The following is a 16,238-nucleotide window of genomic DNA, read 5'->3' as shown; positions in this document are numbered from 1 at the left end:
GTCGAGCACCATATGCCGGCCTTTCGCTCTTCCCTTTGGGAAATCGCATCCGGGGCCCGATACGAGGCATATGGGGCATAGAGGGAGGGCTCTTCCCTTTGGGAAATCGCGCTAGCCCAATCCCGGAGGCTCAGAGGGAGCGGGGGCAGCTACTCGCGGACGATCAGGGCGAGGAGGCGGCCTTCGTGGGTCTTGCCGGCGCGGGTGGCGCGGCGGTGCGAGTACCACAGCGGGTTTTCGAGCGTACACATGCTGTGGCGGATCTGCTCGAGGCGTTCGCGCAGCGACTCGGGACCTTCGCCGTCGGTGCGGCACAGCTCAGCGAGCTCCTCGTCGGCGTCGAGGTACTGGGTGGCGGCGTTCACGCGCGGCAGGGACCGGCCCACCTTGGTCACGCCGGCGAACGCGAGATCGATCATCGCGGCCTCGTTGAGGTCCACGCCGGCACCGCCGAAGCGGGTGACCGTGCGCGTGAGCGGGAAACGCTTCTGGAAGTCCTCGGCGATCTCCTCGCCCACCTCATAGCAGTCGCCGCAAATGCACGGGCCGAGCGTAGCGACGATGGATTCGCGCTTGGCGCCCTTGGCGACCATGAGATCCACGGTGGCGCCGATCACGCCACGCTGCAGTCCACGACGGCCGCAGTGGGCGGCGCCGATCACACCGGACTCGGGGTCGGCGAACAGTACGGGCAGGCAGTCGGCGGCGAACATGCCGAGGGCCACGCCTCGCTGGCTGGTCACCTGACCGTCGGCCTCCACGCGGCGGGCCTCGGTGCCGTCGGGCAGGGCGGTGCCGGAGGCGTCGAAGCCGTAGGGGGCGTTCTCCTCCCAGAGTTCGTCGGCATCCACGGCGGTGCCGGAGTGCACCTGGCCGATCAGGGAGAGCTTCACGCCGAGCTCATCGGCAAGCGCCTGACGGTTGGCGGCCACGTGCGCGGGGTCGTCGCCGCCGCGGCCGCCGAGGTTGAGGCCGGCCCAGTCGCCGGTGGAGACGCCGCCGAGTCGGGTGGTGTACACGACCTTGATGCCGGGGGCGAGCTGGATCGGGATGGTCACCGGGATGGGGCGACCGGCCTTGTCGTGGCTGGGAATCGTGCTGCTGTTGAGGATCTCGTTGTCGTATTCGGTGGTGTTGTCGTTGGACATGTGCGGTCCTTAATCTGGTCCTTATTTCATTTATTCAGTCGTTAAACTATTCGATTGCCGAGCGTTCGGCCGCTCGACCTATTCGGCCTTGAGCGTGCGGTTGGGCGCAGGCGAACGCATCATGAGACCATCCGCCACCGGCTCGGGGCAGGCCATGGAGAACGTGCGCGTCGGGTAGGCGGCAGCGGCGACGGGCACGCCGTCCGCATCGAGGAACGAATCGTCGGCGGATTCGATGCGCACCGGAGGCTGGCCGGGACGCAGGATTTCCACGGTCTGGCCGGGGGTGATCTTGTTGTGGCCCATGAACGTGAGTCGACCGTTCTCCCAGCCGCGCGTCTCGCCGACGAGCACCCAGTCACGGTAGTAGCCGTTACGGTCGGCGTTCTGCGTGACCTTGTGCTCGGGGTACCAGAATCCGGTGCTGTAGTCGCGGTGCGACACCTTGTACGGTTCGGCCTTGAGCCAGTCGGGCAGCTCCACGTTACGCGGATCGTCAGCCTCCATGCACAGGTTGACGGCGCACTTGTAGGCGTTGGTCATGGCGGAAATGTAGTAGACGCTCTTGGCGCGGCCCTCGATCTTGAGGCTGGTCACGCCGGCGCCGATCACGTCGCCCACGTGCTCGAGCATGCACATGTCCTGCGAGTTGAAGATGTACGAGCCCTTGTCGGTCTCCTCGATCGGGAAGTACTGACCGGGGCGCTTCTCCTCCACCAGATGGTACTTCCAGCGGCAGGGCTGGGCGCATTCGCCGTGGTTGCCGTCGCGGCCGGTCAGGTAGTTGGAAATGAGGCAGCGGCCGGAGAACGCCATGCACATCGAGCCGTGCACGAACGCCTCGATGTCGAGGTCGTCGGGCACGTTGGCGCGGATGCCGCGCACGGTGTCGAGACTGAGCTCGCGGGCGAGGACCACGCGCTTGGCGCCGAGCTCGTGCAGCTCGTTCGCGGCGAGCCAGTTGGTCACGCCGGCCTGCGTGCTCACGTGGAGCTCCATGTTCGGGGCGATGCGGTGGGCCATCATCATCACGCCGATGTCGGTGACGATGATCGCGTCCACGCCGATGTCGGCGAGCTGGCCGATGTATTCGCGGATGCCTTCGATCTCCTCGTTGCGGGGCAGGATGTTGCAGGTGATGTAGATGCGGGCGCCGCGGGCGTGGGCGTAGTCGCGGGCCTCGGCGATCTCCTCGAGGGAGAGGTTCTTGGGGGCCGAGCGCATGCCGAACATCTTGCCGGAGCAGTAGACGGCGTCCGCTCCGAAGTCGATGGCAGCCTTGAAGGACTTGAGGTTGCCGGCGGGGGCGAGCACCTCGGGCGAGGTGCGGCGGATCATGGTGTCCGCGGTGTTCAGGGATTCATTCATAACGTTCATAGCGCCCATAAGTCTAGCGACAGGCACAGGCAGAAAGGGATGTGGACCACACCAAGCCATTCCTCCTGTGTTCTCCCTCCCAGGGAGGGAGATGTCACGGCAACGCCGTGACAGAGGGAGGGTATGCGGTTCAACTGGGTCACCCTCCCTCAGTCGCGCTACGCGCGCCAGCTCCCTCCCTCGGAGGGAGCACACAAGCACACGGCCATGCGCCTGAAAACGCGGGTGTCAGAACACGGCGAGCGCGAACTGGACGAGCAGCTTGATGCCATAGGCGATGATCACCGCACCGCACACCTTGTTGAGCACGCCGATCACCTTGGGGCTGAACCGGTCGCGGAACGCGGAGACGAGCAATGTCACCCCGATGAACCATGCGATGGACGCGGTCTCCACTCCCCCAATGAACGGCGTGGATTCGGCGGCGGTGAGCGTGGCGGAGAACGCGCCGAGCATCAGCGTGCCGTCGATGATGGCCTGCGGATTGCACCAGGTGACCACGCATGCGGTGGAGATGGTCTTGCCCAATGCCATGTCACCGTGGGATCCAGCCTTGGCGACCGTCTTGCCGGAATCGTCCGAGCTCTTCCCGGAGTCCTTCCCGGCCCCGGAGGCATGCGCCGCATCATCCACGCGCTGGCGCATGAGCCCGCCGCCAATGCCGATCACCACCGCACCACCGACGGCCAGCACGGCCAGACGCAGCCAGTCATACCGCTGCATGAGCGCACCGATGCCGAAGAAGCACGACAGCGACAGCGACACATCGAACACGATCACGATCAGCGCGGTCATGAGCGCACGGCGGCGCGTCTTGGTGAGCGCCGAGTTGATGACGAACAGATTCTGCATGCCGATTGGCGCAATGTACGCCAGTCCCATCGTGAGTCCCTGCAGATAGAATCCCATGAGTTGTCGCTTCCCATCCAAGCACGGCTGCAGCATCGTCCAACATCGCTTTGGTTGGATTAAAATCACTCAGCCAAAATCGTTATTCCGCACCATTCGACGATAATCACAATCGTTGCAAACAGTGCCATACGTCAATTTCCATCCATCATTCTATGGGTGACATTACAATTGGCAACCAGCCAAAGCAACAATGTCGCGTCAGCCAAACAGCCAGCCAAAATCGTCAATCAGTCAGCCAAGATGATCGACGGCCGGCGACGAGCCAGCGAACGGCGACGCACATGCACCAACAACAGCACATCGACAGGGGGAATCATGGCCAGACCGGCACCGCTCGTCATCGATTGGAAACCGGACCGCACGCTCGCCGTGCCGGTGACCGAGCAGATCGTGCAGTACATGTGCCGTCAGGTCTCCAGCGGCGCGTGGCCCATCGGCTCACGTCTGCCCTCGCAGCGCGCACTGGCCGAAGGCTTCGGCGTGAACCGCTCCACCGTGATCGCGGCCGTGAACGAGCTCGCCGACTACGGCATCGTGGAGGGCGCGCACGGCGCCGGCACGCGCATCGTGAGCAACACGTGGTCGCTCATGCTACCCGGCGCGCCCGACTGGGCCGACTACGTGTCGTCCGGCTTCTTCAAGGCGAACAACGACACGATCCAGGCGATCAACCGCCTTGAGTTCGAGCCGCGCATGGCCCGACTCGGCACCGGCGAACTCGATCCGCGTCTGTTCCCCACCGACATGTGGCGCACGGTGATGCGGCAGGCCGCCGACGAGATCGACTCCATGGGCTACCCCGAGCCGGAGGGCATTCCCGAACTGCGCGAGGCGATCGCCCGGCACATGCGCGGGCTCGGCATCGAGACCGACGCCTCGCAGATCCTCGTCACGTCCGGCGCGTTGCAGGCATTGCAGATCATCTCGGTGAGTCTGCTCGGCGCGGGGTCCACCGTGTTCGCGGAGGCGCCCAGCTACATCAAGTCGCTGCAGGTGTTCCAGTCGGCGGGCATGCATCTGACGGGCGTGCCCATGGACGGCGACGGCCTGAACGTGGAGCGACTGGCGGAGGCGCTCGGCGTCAGTGGCAACGGGAGCGGGAACGGGAGTGCGGCGGGTGCGCGGCGACGCGGATCGGGATCGGTGCTGTACACGATCCCCACGAACCACAATCCCACCGGACGCACGATGGGCGAGGCGCGGCGGCGCGAGCTCATCGAATGCTGCGTGGCGAACCGTCTGCCGATCATCGAGGACGGCGCGTATCAGGACCTGTATTTCGGCGATCGTCCGCCACTGCCGCTCAAGGCCATGGACGAGACCGGCATGGTGATCTACCTCGGCAGCGCGTCGAAGGCGCTCGCCCCCGGTCTGCGCATCGGATGGATCGTGGCGCCCGAGCCGATCGTGCATCGCATGGCCGACGTGAAGATGCAGATGGACTACGGTGCGAGCCTGCTCTCGCAGTGGGTGTTCGCCCGGTTCCTCACCAGCGGTATGTACGACGAGTATCTGGCGGGGCTCAAGACCGAGCTGCGACGGCGACGCGACAGTGCGTTGGATACGTTGAGCCGACTGTTCGGCGGGAACGGCGGGAATGGTTCGGCGGGTTCGGATGACGGGAACGGGACGCGCGCTGACGACGCCTGCCGTGCGCATTGGACGGTGCCGGACGGCGGATTCTACATCTGGCTGACGTTCGACCGGCCGATGCCGATGAACCGTCTGTTCACCAAGGCCGTGGAAGCCGGCGTGCTGCTCAATCCCGGTGACATCTACGATTTCGAGGGCGACAATTCGCTGCGCCTGAGCTACGCGTACACCACGCCCGAAGAGTTCGAGACCGCCGCCCGCAAACTCGCGAACGTGGCACGCGAGCTGTAGACACCTGCGGTCCCCCTCACCGCCCCATATATCCTTCCCCTCGAGGGGAAGGTGGCAGCCGAAGGCTGACGGATGAGGTGACTCGGCAACCCCATTACACCCTGTGGCTCCCCTCTTTGAGGGGAGCTGTCGGCACAGCCGACTGAGGGGAGCATGCGCCAAAACCCAACAAGGTAGGCTCCTCCCCTCAGTCTGCCTCCGGCAGCCAGCTCCCCTCGCCGAGGGGAGCCACCCCAATGTGCCCCAAGAGGGGAGCACACGCCAAAATCAACCAAGCCGATTCCTCCCCTCAGTCCGCCATACGGCGGCCAGCTCCCCTCAAAGAGGGGAGCCACCAAAGACGGCGCGCTCAGGCGTTGAGCTTGGCGAGCTCCTCGTCGGTGAGCACCAGATCGCCGGCCTTGAAGGAGTCGAGGAACGTGGCCGGACGGTGGCATCCGGGGATCACGAACATGTGGTCGCCCTGCGCCAGCTCCCAGGCGAGCGTGACCTGCTGGTAGCTCACGCCGCGCGCGGCGGCCACCTCGCGGAACGGGTCGAACAGGTGCTCGTCATACGGATGGCGGAAACCGCCGAGCGGGCTCCAGCACACGAACGCCAGGCCCAGCTTCGCGCAGTAGTCGAGCGTATCGCGAGTCTCGCGGTGCACCGGCGAATACTGGTTCTGCACGGCGATCAGACGGTCGCCGAGGATGCCGCGGGCGATGTCGAGCTGTTCGATCGTCACGTTGGAGACGCCGGCGTAGCGCGCCACGCCCTCGTCGAGCAGCTGGCGAACCGCCTCGATCGACTCGTTGTACGGCACTTCCGGATCGTGACGGTGCATGTACAGCAGGTCGATCGTGTCGACGCCGAGCGCCAGCGCCGACTGTTTGCCGTACTCGAGCAGATGCTCGGGCTTGCCGTCGCGCGGCCAGATCGGCTTGCCGTTCTCGTCGAAGTCGCGGCGTAGACCGATCTTGGTGGCGACCAGCACCTCGTCGCGCGGGCCGTCCCAGCTGTCGAGCGCCTCGCGGGTGAGCTTCTCGCCGGTCTGTTCCTCCTCGCCCGGCGCGTAGTACGCCCACGCGGTGTCGATCATGCGGGCGCCGGCGTCGAGTCCGGCATGAATGGTTTCCAACGCCTGCTCGTGACTCGGATAGCCTTCGATGGTCAGGCCCATCTCGCCGATGCCGATGGCCGTGGTGGTGAACGGTCCGATGTTGCGCTGCAGCGTCATATTGGCTCCTTCGTTCGTGTCGTCGTTCATGACGACCTGTGCCGTCCTGTGCGAAACCGCGACTGCGTCGGACTTTCGAAGCATCCAAACGCGCGGCCGCACCCACGTTCAGCGTAGGAAAAGCGCTGGATTTACACGGCTTGACGAACTTGGGAATCGAAACGAAACGACACGCTTTGATAGCCGGAAACGAGACGCGCGAGCGTGTACGAATGTCGGAGAACGTCGCGTTTGGACTGCCACGTTCGTTGTGACTACCAACTTGGTTTGGGTTGACTACCACGTTTGGTATGAAGACGGCACGCACAACAAACGATCCGAAATCCGGTTAGATAGCACCTCATCCGTCAGCCGATGGCTGACACCTTCCCCTCAAGGGGAAGGACAAGGATCGAGCGTATCAGATACGACGAAGCCCGCCTGGGCTCGGGAATCGAGTCAAGGCGGGCTTTGTGTTACACGATCATACGATCGGTTAGTGTGATCACACTAACAGTGAGGCGACCACACAGTCACGCGATCACGCGACCGGTGCGATCAGTCCTCGTCGAAGGGGTCGAAGTCGCGGCGCACGCGGCGGCGCGGACGCTCGGAACGCTCCTCGCGGTCGGCGCGGTACTCATCGTAGGAGTCGTCCACGGCGTAGCGCGGGTTGCGGTCATCACGACGGCCACGGCCACCACGGCGATCATCACGACGGTCATCGCGATCGTAACGGTCATCACGGTCACGGCGGCCGCCACGGCGGTCATCGCGATCGTAACGGTCATCACGGCGGTCGTCACGACGGCCACGACGGTCATCACGATCGTCGTGATCGTAACGGTCGCCACGGCGGCGGTCATCACGATCGTAGTCGCGGTCGTCGTGATCGTAACGATCGTCATCGTAGCGACGACGACGCGGACGGCGGTCATCGCGATCGTCACGACGACGGTCGTCACGGCGGTCATCGCGACGTCCGCCACGACGATCATCACGCTCGCGACGGTCGCCGCCACGGGCGGCGCCACGGCCGGCACCGGACTCCTGGTCCTCGAAGCCGGGGATGGCCAGCGAGATCTTGCCGCGATCGTCCACGCCCTGCACGACCACCTCGACGGTGTCGCCTTCCTTGAGCACGTCTTCGACGGCGTCGATGCGCTCGCCGTTGGCGAGGTTGCGGATCTGGCTGATGTGCAGCAGACCGTCGGTGCCTGGGGTCAGGTTCACGAACGCGCCGAACGACGTGGTCTTCACGACCTTGCCGTTGTACTGCTCGCCGGCCTCCGGCACGTGCGGGTTGGCGATCTGGTCGATGATGGCCTTGGCCTTCTCGGCGGCCTCGCCACCCTCGGAGGAGATGAACACGGTACCGTCATCCTCGATGGCGATCTCGGCGCCGGTGTCCTCCTGGATCTGGTTGATCATCTTGCCCTTGGGGCCGATGACCTCGCCGATCTTCTCGACCGGAACGGTGGTGGTGATGATGCGCGGGGCGAACTCGCTCATCTCGGCCGGCTCGTCGATGCACTCGTTGATGAGGTCGAGGATCGTGGCGCGGGCCTCGTGCGCCTGCTGCAGGGCGGCGGCCAGGATGTCGGCCGGGATGCCGTCGAGCTTGGTGTCGAGCTGCAGGGCGGTGATGAACTCGGAGGTGCCGGCGACCTTGAAGTCCATGTCGCCGAACGCGTCCTCGGCGCCCAGGATGTCGGTGAGCGTCTTGTAGATGTGCTGGCCGTCCACGTCGCCGGAGACCAGACCCATGGCGATGCCCGCCACCGGGGCCTTCAGCGGCACGCCCGCCGCGAGCAGCGACAGGGTGGAGGCGCACACGGAGCCCATGGAAGTGGAGCCGTTGGAGCCGATGGCCTCGGAGACCTGGCGGATGGCGTAGGGGAACTCCTCGCGATCCGGCAGCACCGGCACGATGGCCTTCTCGGCGAGGGCGCCATGGCCGATCTCGCGGCGCTTCGGGGAGCCGACGCGGCCGGTCTCACCGGTGGAGTACGGCGGCATCTCGTAGTTGTGCATGTAGCGCTTGGTGGTCGGGCCGGACAGCGCGTCGATCTGCTGCTCCATCTTGAGCATGTTCAGCGTGGTGACGCCCAGGATCTGGGTCTCGCCGCGCTGGAAGAGGGCGGAGCCGTGCACGCGGGGAACGATGTCCACTTCGGCGGACAGGGTGCGGATGTCGCGCAGGCCACGGCCGTCGATGCGGTAGTCCTGGGTGAGGATGCGGCGACGCACGATCTGGCGCTGCAGCTCCTTGAACGCGTTGCCGATCTCCTTTTCCTTCTCGGCGTCGTCCATCTCGGTGAACTCGCCGGCAAGGGTGTCCTTCACGTGCTGCTTGATCTCGGCGATGCGGTCCTGACGCGGCAGCTTCTCCGCGATGGACAGGGCCTCGTCGAGGTCGCCGTGCGCGATCTGGTCGATGCGGTTGTACAGATCGTCGGTGTACTCCGGGAAGAGCTGGAACTCCTTGGTCTCCTTGGCGGCGATGCGCTTGAGCTCGTCCTGGGCCTCGCAGATGGTCTTGATGAACGGCTTGGCGGCCTCGAGACCACCGGCCACGACGGTCTCGTCGGGCTTGATCTGGCCGTCCTCGTAGATGAGCTTCCAGGCGTTCTTGCCGGCGCCGGCCTCGATCATGGCGATGGCAACGTCACCGTTCTCGATCACGCGGCCGGCGACCACGATCTCGAACACGGCGCGCTCGCGCTCGCTCCAGCGCGGGAAGGCGACCCACTGGCCGTCGATCAGGGCCAGACGCACGCCGGACACCGGACCCTCGAAGGGCAGACCGGAGATCATGGTGGAGGCGGAGGCGGCGTTCAGGGCGATCACGTCGTACGCGTCGTCGGGATTGACGGCGAGCACGGTCTCCACGACCTGCACCTCGTTGCGCAGCGTGTGCGGGAACAGCGGGCGCAGCGGGCGGTCGATGATGCGGCAGGCCAGAATGGCCTCGGAGCTCGGACGGCCCTCGCGGCGGAAGAAGGAACCGGGGATCTTGCCGGCGGCGTACATCTTCTCCTCCACGTCCACGGTCAGCGGGAAGAAGTCGTAGTTCTCCTTCGGGCTGGAGCCGGCGGTGGTGGTGGACAGAATCATCGAATCATCGTCAAGATAGGCGGCGACGGCGCCGTCCGCCTGCTGGGCGAGAAGACCGGTCTCGAAGCGCAGCGTGCGCTTGCCGAATGAACCATTGTCGATTACGGCCTCTACGGCCTTGATTTCGGGACCCTCCACGGGTTCCTCCTTTTTTCGTACTCGAACTTGCTTGATTGTTGCGTGTTCTTGTTTGTTCTTCAGTTATTGAAGTGTTCTTCAGTTATCGCGTTGTATTCAATTATTGCGATCTGTTCAGTTTTCGGCCGCATCCATTCCGTCGGCCGTTCGCTTCACCATCTCAGCACACCGGGCGCGGCATACCTGGCCGCGTGCTCCTCGCATCAGAATTCCATACTTCCCGGCCCTTCACTAACCTCTCGGGGCCCCTCATGTTTGTCATCCCACCGTCCGAAAGCCGGCATGCAAAAGCGCCCGAGCAGGTTATGCTCGGGCGGAAGAATACATTATCGGCGCAGACCGAGGCGCTCGATCAGGGAACGGTAACGCTCGATGTCGTTGCGCTTCAGGTAGTCGAGAAGACGACGACGGTCACCGATCATCAGCTGCATACCACGACGAGAGTGGTGATCGTGCTTGTGCTGCTTGAGGTGCTCGGTCAGGTCGGAAATACGCTTGGACAGCAGCGCCACCTGGACCTCGGGCGAGCCGGTGTCGCCCTCGTGCGTAGCGTACTCGGAAATGATTGCCTGCTTTTCAGCGGTGCTAAGAGCCACAGCTCCTCCTTATGTCTGGTTTGTTGCGCGGTGCCATCAGCGGAATTGCTCATGGCGCTCTCTATCCGCGGGCGAAACACGCCAAAATTTAAGTATACACACCCCTCGGACCAAGACCTGCGCCCTTTTCCTCGTTCCCGAGGGGGCCTCTCCGTGAGCGTGATCACGCTAACCGGCGCACACCTTAATACGAGTGCGATCACGCCAGTGGAGAGGAAGAAAAACGAGGTCACACCGCGGTGACGAGTCCGCCGAACATCACCACCGCGAGCGCCGCCAGTTCGATCACGAAGAAGATCGCGAGCGCCGACCAGCTGCGCGTGAGCACGTTGAGCGGCGAATCCTTGCGGATCAGCACGAGCAGACCCACGTACAGCACGGCGAACACGGCCAGTCCGATCGCCGACGCGAGAATGCCGAGGTTGGCCGCGTTGATCGGCGGCGACGCGTTGCCGTACACCACGTACGTGGAGTACCAGAAGTTGAATCGCAGCAGGCACACGCCGGCGATCAGCTGCTCCACGGCCAGCGACAGGATGAACAGCACGCGCCAGATCACCTTGCGCGTCTCCATCACCGCCATGCCGAGCGTCATAAACGTCATCGACGTGACCACCCATGAGATGAGCGCGGCGCCGCGCGGGTCGATCGGCGAGATCGCGTCGACCACGGTCTGCGTGCCGTTCATGGCCAGGTATCGGCCCACCCAGTAGGGCACGATGATCGCTACAAGCAGTGCGGTGATGAATACGATCCAGCGGCCCTTGTGCCATTCGTTGCGTTCGCGTTCGGCCATCGACAGCGCGCGCGGATGCGAGGCGCGCGGGTCGGTGCGTTTGACCGGGCGATGGCCGGGACCGATCTGCGTGCCGGTGTCGGCCGGGACCGAATCGGACATCGTCGAATCAGACATCATCGAATCGGCCGTTTCCGCGGGATTCGTCTCCATGGAATCCGTGGACTGCTCTGCGGACTGCTGTTCGGTTGCCATGTGCCCTCCCGGAAGGTCGGTCGTCGCGGGTCGTCATCCGTCGCGCCGGCGCCCACGGTCGTCCGTCGTCAGCGTACGCCGCCGGTACGCGCCGGATACAAAAAAACCGTTGGCTTCCCAACGGTTCTCTGGAGCGGATGACGGGAATCGAACCCGCGTAATCAGTTTGGAAGACTGAGGCTCTACCATTGAGCTACATCCGCGTGAAAGTCGACAAGTCAAACTTCCGAGTCACGATTATTACATACCCGCGCGATTTTGCCAAACCGTGCGCGGACCGCGTGTTCCATACGTTGCATCGATCGGCCGGCGTCGTCTATGCCGTCGTCATCTGCGCCAACGGTATTCGTACCGACATCGTCTGTGCCGACGTCGTCCGCACCGACGTCGTCCGTACCGCCCGCGCTCGCCGTGGTCGGATCACACCGTCGACCCGTGCCACCGTCTATATCATCGTCATGGCATTCCGTGGAAAGATCCGCGCACGCACAATGTTCACCCCGTACAATGGCCCTGTTTCCCGCGCCCTCCGACGGCGAAGGACGTCGGAGCGCCACACACGGCACGACACACGGCCATGCGGGTCCGCACGCGACGGCCCGCCCATGAAGTAAAGGAGCTGACATGAGCACGTACGATTTCACTTCGATCATCGACCGGCACGGCAAGGACGCCATCGCGGTGGACGGCGTGGGACGCGTGCCCGGCATGGCGCCCGCCGCGCCCAAGCCCGGCTTCGACGTGATCCCCATGTGGGTGGCCGACATGAACTTCCCGACCGTGCCGACGATCCAGGAGGAGATCATCCGTCGCGCGCAGCACCCGATGTTCGGCTACTTCCAGCCGACCGACGAGTACTTCGACGCGATCATCGACTGGCAGCGCACGCGCAACGGCGTGACGGGACTCGCCGCGGAACACATCGGCTACGAGAACGGCGTGCTCGGCGGCGTGGTCAGCGCGCTCAGGGCGTTCGCCACGCCCGGTGACGCGGTGCTGCTGCACTCCCCCACGTACATCGGGTTCACGCATTCGATCGGCGACAACGGATACAGGATCGTGCACAGTCCGCTCGTGCGCGACGACGACGGCGTGTGGCGCATGGACTTCGACGACATGGATCGCAAGATCAAGGAGAACAACATCCACGTGGCCGTGTTCTGCAGTCCGCACAACCCGTGCGGCCGCGTGTGGGAGCGTTGGGAGATCGAGAGGGCGATGGAGGTGTATCGCGCCAACGACTGCGTGGTGATCTCCGACGAGATCTGGTCCGACATCATCCTCGGCGGGCACACGCACATCCCCACGCAGTCGGTAAGCGATGACGCGCGCAACCGCACGATCGCGTTCTATGCGCCGAGCAAGACGTTCAATCTGGCCGGGCTTGTGGGCAGCTATCACATCATCTACAGCAAGTATCTGCGTGACCGCGTGCATGCGGTGAGCGACAAGACGCACTACAACGCGATGAACGTGCTGTCGATGCACGCGCTGATCGGCGCGTACCGGCCCGAGGGGCACGTGTGGGTGGATGAGCTGCGCGAGGTGCTGACGGAGAACGTGGAGTATGCGGTGGACTACATCCGTACGCATTTCGAGGGGATTCGCGTGGCCAAGCCGGAGGGCACGTACATGCTGTTCCTCGATTGCACGGACTGGTGCGCGGAGCATGGCGTGACGATTGAGGAGTTGGAGAAGCGCGGCTCGGATGTGGGCGTGGCTTGGCAGGACGGGCGGCAGTTCCAGCATCCGTGCGCGATCCGCATGAACCTGGCGCTGCCCAAGTCGCGCGTGGAGGAGGCCATGCGCCGCCTGAGCGAATACGTGTTCTAGGACCCCGCTCTTTGCTTGTGGCTCCCCTCGGAGAGGGGAGCCACAGTCACAATGCCTTCGAGGGGAAGGCGGCAGCCGAAAGCCGACGGATGAGGCGATTCGGCGGCACGCAGCCAACCGCTTGGTTTCCCTCTTTGAGGCTGAGTCCTGCAAACGCCGGCGGTGTTTGCAGGACTCAGGCGAGCCGACAGGCGAACCAGTAGAACGCGGCCGGCACGGCCGTCCACTATTGCGGACGAGCTGTCGGCGCAGCCGACTGAGGGGAGCCACCGATTGCGCTACTTGCTGCGGCCGAAGGTGAAGGAGCGCACGCAGGAGACCACGCCGAGCACGATCAGCGCGCAGGCGGCGAACATGACCAGCCACACGGTGGACTGCACCGGACTGACCAGCACGATCACGCCAGCCAGAATCGAGAGGATCGCCGCCGCGATGGCCCAGCCGGACCGCGGCAGCGCCCACGATTCGGCCAAGGTGAGAATGCCTTCGATGATCCAACCGATGCCCACGGTGATGGTCACCACCAGGGCGAGCGCCTCGGACGAGAACGCGGTGTCCTTCATGATCACCACACCGCCGATCACCAGCAGGGTGCCGAGCAGCAGGTCGAGCACACGCCAGCCTCCGGGCAGGAACGGTTCGACGAGGGCGCCGATCGCACGCATCGCTCCGGAGACGATGAAGTAGATGCCGAGCACCACGGCCACCACGCGCATGGTCTTGCCCGGCACGATCAGTAGCGCGAGTCCGGCGAGGACGGCCGCGGCGCCGACCACACCGTAGATCGAACGGATGATGTTCGTGGCGCGGCGAGGCAGATCCTCAACGATCAGGCGGAATGGGTCAACCGGCTGATAGATGTCGTCCGGGGAGAACGGGCCTTCGCCGCGAGGGTCGGGATTCGCTCCGGCACCGTTGCCGGAGGGGACGTTGGAATTGCCATTGAGATTGGGCTCATTGGGGTTGTTGGGATACCCGTAGGAATTGGTCATCGTGGTTCCTCCTTTCACGGCGGCGGAACCGTGTTCGAGGCCCCGCCTCTCACGATTGATCGGTATGAAAAAGTCTAGGAACCCGAGACTGAAAAGGGTATCGACAGCCTTCGTGTTTCTGTCGCCTCATTGTGAGGCCTTACGAGGGCGGCGCCACTCCTCGAGCCACTCCTCGAGCCATGCCCCGACCGTCCTGAGCAGGATCCTATCCGTCCGAGGCATACCATCAACCGTGATTTTCGGCCTATCTCGAAGTTGAGACGTTCTTTTCGACGTTTGCAAAGCTCTATCTCCTGATTCGGAGGTCCTTTGCCGGGAAGCACGCACAGCTTGTATCTCAAGGAAACAGAGCTATAGGCATGAAGCTATCCACACAGATTCAATATGGGTGGTTGCATACGATGCATGGTCCTGATTGAGAGGATCGTCTACTCGAGCAATGACCTCCAAATCGATGAATAGCATCCTGCCACGGCCTCCGAGAACTACACAACCTCGAGATAGGTCCGTTTCACCTTGTCTTTCTCACTGCTCCGGGTATTTCGAGTCCCGTTTCTAGGTCTATCTTCATCTCGCTAGGTACTTCACGGCCGGGGTCCGGGTCTAACCTCACCTCGCTAGGTCCTTGCTCAACTAGCTCATTGCTCAATATCGCTGTTGCAGCGAGCATTTCTCCCTATTCTTGCTCTGGTTTCCACACTGAGCGGCATGGTTTTCACCGCTGCTATTCCAACGAGTGCCTAGCGAAGCACAGATAGACCTTTACCGCATTCGTTATCCACCTAGCGAAGCGCAGATAGGGCTCGCAGACGAGGCAGCATGCCAAGCGACAAAGCCCGTCAATGCTTCAACGCCTCGAGTATGACCACTGCGGAGGCGATTGGGCCGTCATGACTCAGGGAGATATGCCAGGTAAGCAGTTCGGCCGACTGCGACGACATGGCCTTGTTTGCAGCATCGTCATCCGGAGAGGCCGAGCGGGATGCGACCGTCGCGCCGAGGTCAGGCTCGGCATTGTCGCCAAAAGGAGACAATGAGTCTTCAAGGATCCTCTGCACAGGGGTTGAAAGTGCAACCTGCGGACGACCCTGCGAGTCGTCGAGGATCTCGATGGAAGCCCACGGGAAATCATCGAGCGTATAAGGGGCCGGGCCATCCCCCAGAGCTTCGCACCATGCCTTGAGCACCGCCTCCTTGCCCGCCCATCGCGCGGCCAGATGCACGGCCTCACCGTCATGCTTCACACGCGCACGCATGGAAGCCTGCCGGAGTTCCCGAGCGGAGAAGAGTCGCCGCATGCCACCGCCCGGCTCGCCCAGCTGCTCGGAGAACGCCGCCACGTCCACCACGTCATGGCCCAGTCCCAAGATCGGCATTGGTTGCTCCTTTGTATGTTGAGGTGCAGTTACGGCAATCGCCATGCGGCGATGTCAGAGAAGGCAGGAGTTCATCCCTACGCAAGCGATTCGCGATGTTTTGGTTTCTAAGACCAGAGTAGTGCCGGAAGGGTATTTCGGTGGACGAGATGGGATCCCTCCCCTCAGTCTGCCTCCGGCAGCCAGCTCCCCTCTCCCGGAGGGGAGCCACCCCATATATATCCTTCCCCTCGAGGGGAAGGTGGCACGCGAAGCGTGACGGATGAGGTGACCCAGCGGCACGCGGCACACCACCACACGCACAGCTCCCCTCTCTGAGGCTGAGTCCGTAAAGAAAACACCGGCGACGTTTTTAGGACTCAGACAAGCCGACAGACGAACCGGTAGAACACGGCCAGCACGGCCGTCCACTATTGCGGACGAGCTGTCGGCGACAGCAGACTGAGGGGAGCCACGGCCCAACACCTCCGCAAGACTCCCCTCAGTCCGCCATACGGCGGACAGCTCCCCTCCGCAGGGAGGGGAGCCAGCCATAACGCCTCACGTCTTCCTTCCCCTCGAGGGGAAGGTGGCAGCCAAAGGCTGACGGATGAGGTGATCAAAGAAAAGCGCGGCCAACACGGCCGTCCACTATTGCAAGACGCCCCGCTCGGCCCTTCCGCGGGAGGGGAGCCAG

11 protein-coding genes and 1 tRNA gene are annotated in these 16,238 nt (G+C 63.8%); 2 read left to right on the top strand and 10 right to left on the bottom strand.

Annotated elements, in window-relative coordinates; all coding sequences use genetic code 11:
* Window positions 1–149: 149 nt before the first annotated feature.
* From D2E23_RS11245 to D2E23_RS11235, 3 genes are all read right to left on the bottom strand, one after another.
* Complete coding sequence (locus D2E23_RS11245) at window positions 150–1,148, bottom strand: purine nucleoside phosphorylase YfiH/LACC1 family protein (protein ID WP_126030985.1); 999 nt, start codon at window positions 1,146–1,148, stop codon at window positions 150–152.
* A 78-nt stretch (window positions 1,149–1,226) separates the two neighbouring features.
* Window positions 1,227–2,516 carry a peptidase U32 family protein gene (locus D2E23_RS11240; protein ID WP_420897301.1) on the bottom strand — a complete coding sequence of 430 codons (1,290 nt, stop codon included), beginning with the start codon at window positions 2,514–2,516 and terminating at the stop codon, window positions 1,227–1,229.
* 237 nt (window positions 2,517–2,753) lie between these two features.
* Complete coding sequence (locus tag D2E23_RS11235; RefSeq protein ID WP_126030984.1) at window positions 2,754–3,434, bottom strand: LysE/ArgO family amino acid transporter; 681 nt, start codon at window positions 3,432–3,434, stop codon at window positions 2,754–2,756.
* Between the two features lie 318 nt (window positions 3,435–3,752).
* Here D2E23_RS11235 and D2E23_RS11230 point away from each other — a divergent pair, with 318 nt between their 5' ends.
* Complete coding sequence (locus D2E23_RS11230) at window positions 3,753–5,321, top strand: aminotransferase-like domain-containing protein (RefSeq protein ID WP_126030983.1); 1,569 nt, start codon at window positions 3,753–3,755, stop codon at window positions 5,319–5,321.
* Window positions 5,322–5,670: 349 nt separating this feature from the next.
* Here the strand turns inward: D2E23_RS11230 and D2E23_RS11225 are convergent, their stop codons facing one another.
* From D2E23_RS11225 to D2E23_RS11205, 5 genes are all read right to left on the bottom strand, one after another.
* Entirely contained in the window at window positions 5,671–6,540 is an 870-nt protein-coding gene (locus tag D2E23_RS11225) for an aldo/keto reductase (protein WP_126030982.1), read from the bottom strand.
* Between the two features lie 537 nt (window positions 6,541–7,077).
* Complete coding sequence (locus tag D2E23_RS11220) at window positions 7,078–9,774, bottom strand: polyribonucleotide nucleotidyltransferase (RefSeq protein WP_126030981.1); 2,697 nt, start codon at window positions 9,772–9,774, stop codon at window positions 7,078–7,080.
* A 326-nt stretch (window positions 9,775–10,100) separates the two neighbouring features.
* Window positions 10,101–10,370, bottom strand: coding sequence for a 30S ribosomal protein S15 (rpsO, locus tag D2E23_RS11215; RefSeq protein WP_093960733.1), 270 nt, complete (start codon window positions 10,368–10,370; stop codon window positions 10,101–10,103).
* Window positions 10,371–10,599: 229 nt separating this feature from the next.
* Window positions 10,600–11,361 (bottom strand): hypothetical protein, encoded by a 762-nt coding sequence (locus tag D2E23_RS11210; protein ID WP_240541700.1) that lies wholly within the window; start codon window positions 11,359–11,361, stop codon window positions 10,600–10,602.
* Between the two features lie 129 nt (window positions 11,362–11,490).
* Window positions 11,491–11,564: transfer RNA gene (locus tag D2E23_RS11205), tRNA-Gly, on the bottom strand.
* A gap of 421 nt (window positions 11,565–11,985) precedes the next feature.
* Here D2E23_RS11205 and D2E23_RS11200 point away from each other — a divergent pair.
* On the top strand, window positions 11,986–13,194 hold the full coding sequence (locus D2E23_RS11200; RefSeq protein ID WP_126030980.1) for a MalY/PatB family protein: 1,209 nt from the start codon (window positions 11,986–11,988) through the stop codon (window positions 13,192–13,194).
* 278 nt (window positions 13,195–13,472) lie between these two features.
* On the opposite strand, the gene D2E23_RS11195 is transcribed toward D2E23_RS11200, so the two are convergent.
* Together D2E23_RS11195 and D2E23_RS11190 are read right to left on the bottom strand one after the other, a co-directional pair.
* Window positions 13,473–14,186, bottom strand: a complete 714-nt coding sequence (locus D2E23_RS11195; protein ID WP_126030979.1) for an HdeD family acid-resistance protein — start codon at window positions 14,184–14,186, stop codon at window positions 13,473–13,475.
* A gap of 839 nt (window positions 14,187–15,025) precedes the next feature.
* Window positions 15,026–15,562 carry a holo-ACP synthase gene (locus tag D2E23_RS11190; protein WP_126030978.1) on the bottom strand — a complete coding sequence of 179 codons (537 nt, stop codon included), beginning with the start codon at window positions 15,560–15,562 and terminating at the stop codon, window positions 15,026–15,028.
* Between the last annotated feature and the right edge of the window lie 676 nt (window positions 15,563–16,238).

The sequence above is a fragment of the Bifidobacterium callimiconis genome (genome assembly GCF_003952005.1).
GTDB lineage: Bacteria > Actinomycetota > Actinomycetes > Actinomycetales > Bifidobacteriaceae > Galliscardovia > Galliscardovia callimiconis.
This window is presented reverse-complemented; position numbering and strand designations above follow the sequence as displayed.

Excerpts from the sequence above, each read along its gene's own strand:
- D2E23_RS11245 (WP_126030985.1), bottom strand. The coding sequence starts at position 1,148 with ATGTCCAACGACAACACCACCGAATACGACAACGAGATCCTCAACAGC.
- D2E23_RS11240 (WP_420897301.1), bottom strand. The coding sequence starts at position 2,516 with ATGAATGAATCCCTGAACACCGCGGACACCATGATCCGCCGCACCTCG.
- D2E23_RS11235 (WP_126030984.1), bottom strand. The coding sequence starts at position 3,434 with ATGGGATTCTATCTGCAGGGACTCACGATGGGACTGGCGTACATTGCG.
- D2E23_RS11230 (WP_126030983.1), top strand. The coding sequence starts at position 3,753 with ATGGCCAGACCGGCACCGCTCGTCATCGATTGGAAACCGGACCGCACG.
- D2E23_RS11225 (WP_126030982.1), bottom strand. The coding sequence starts at position 6,540 with ATGACGCTGCAGCGCAACATCGGACCGTTCACCACCACGGCCATCGGC.
- D2E23_RS11210 (WP_240541700.1), bottom strand. The coding sequence starts at position 11,361 with ATGGCAACCGAACAGCAGTCCGCAGAGCAGTCCACGGATTCCATGGAG.
- D2E23_RS11200 (WP_126030980.1), top strand. The coding sequence starts at position 11,986 with ATGAGCACGTACGATTTCACTTCGATCATCGACCGGCACGGCAAGGAC.
- D2E23_RS11195 (WP_126030979.1), bottom strand. The coding sequence starts at position 14,186 with ATGACCAATTCCTACGGGTATCCCAACAACCCCAATGAGCCCAATCTC.
- D2E23_RS11190 (WP_126030978.1), bottom strand. The coding sequence starts at position 15,562 with ATGCCGATCTTGGGACTGGGCCATGACGTGGTGGACGTGGCGGCGTTC.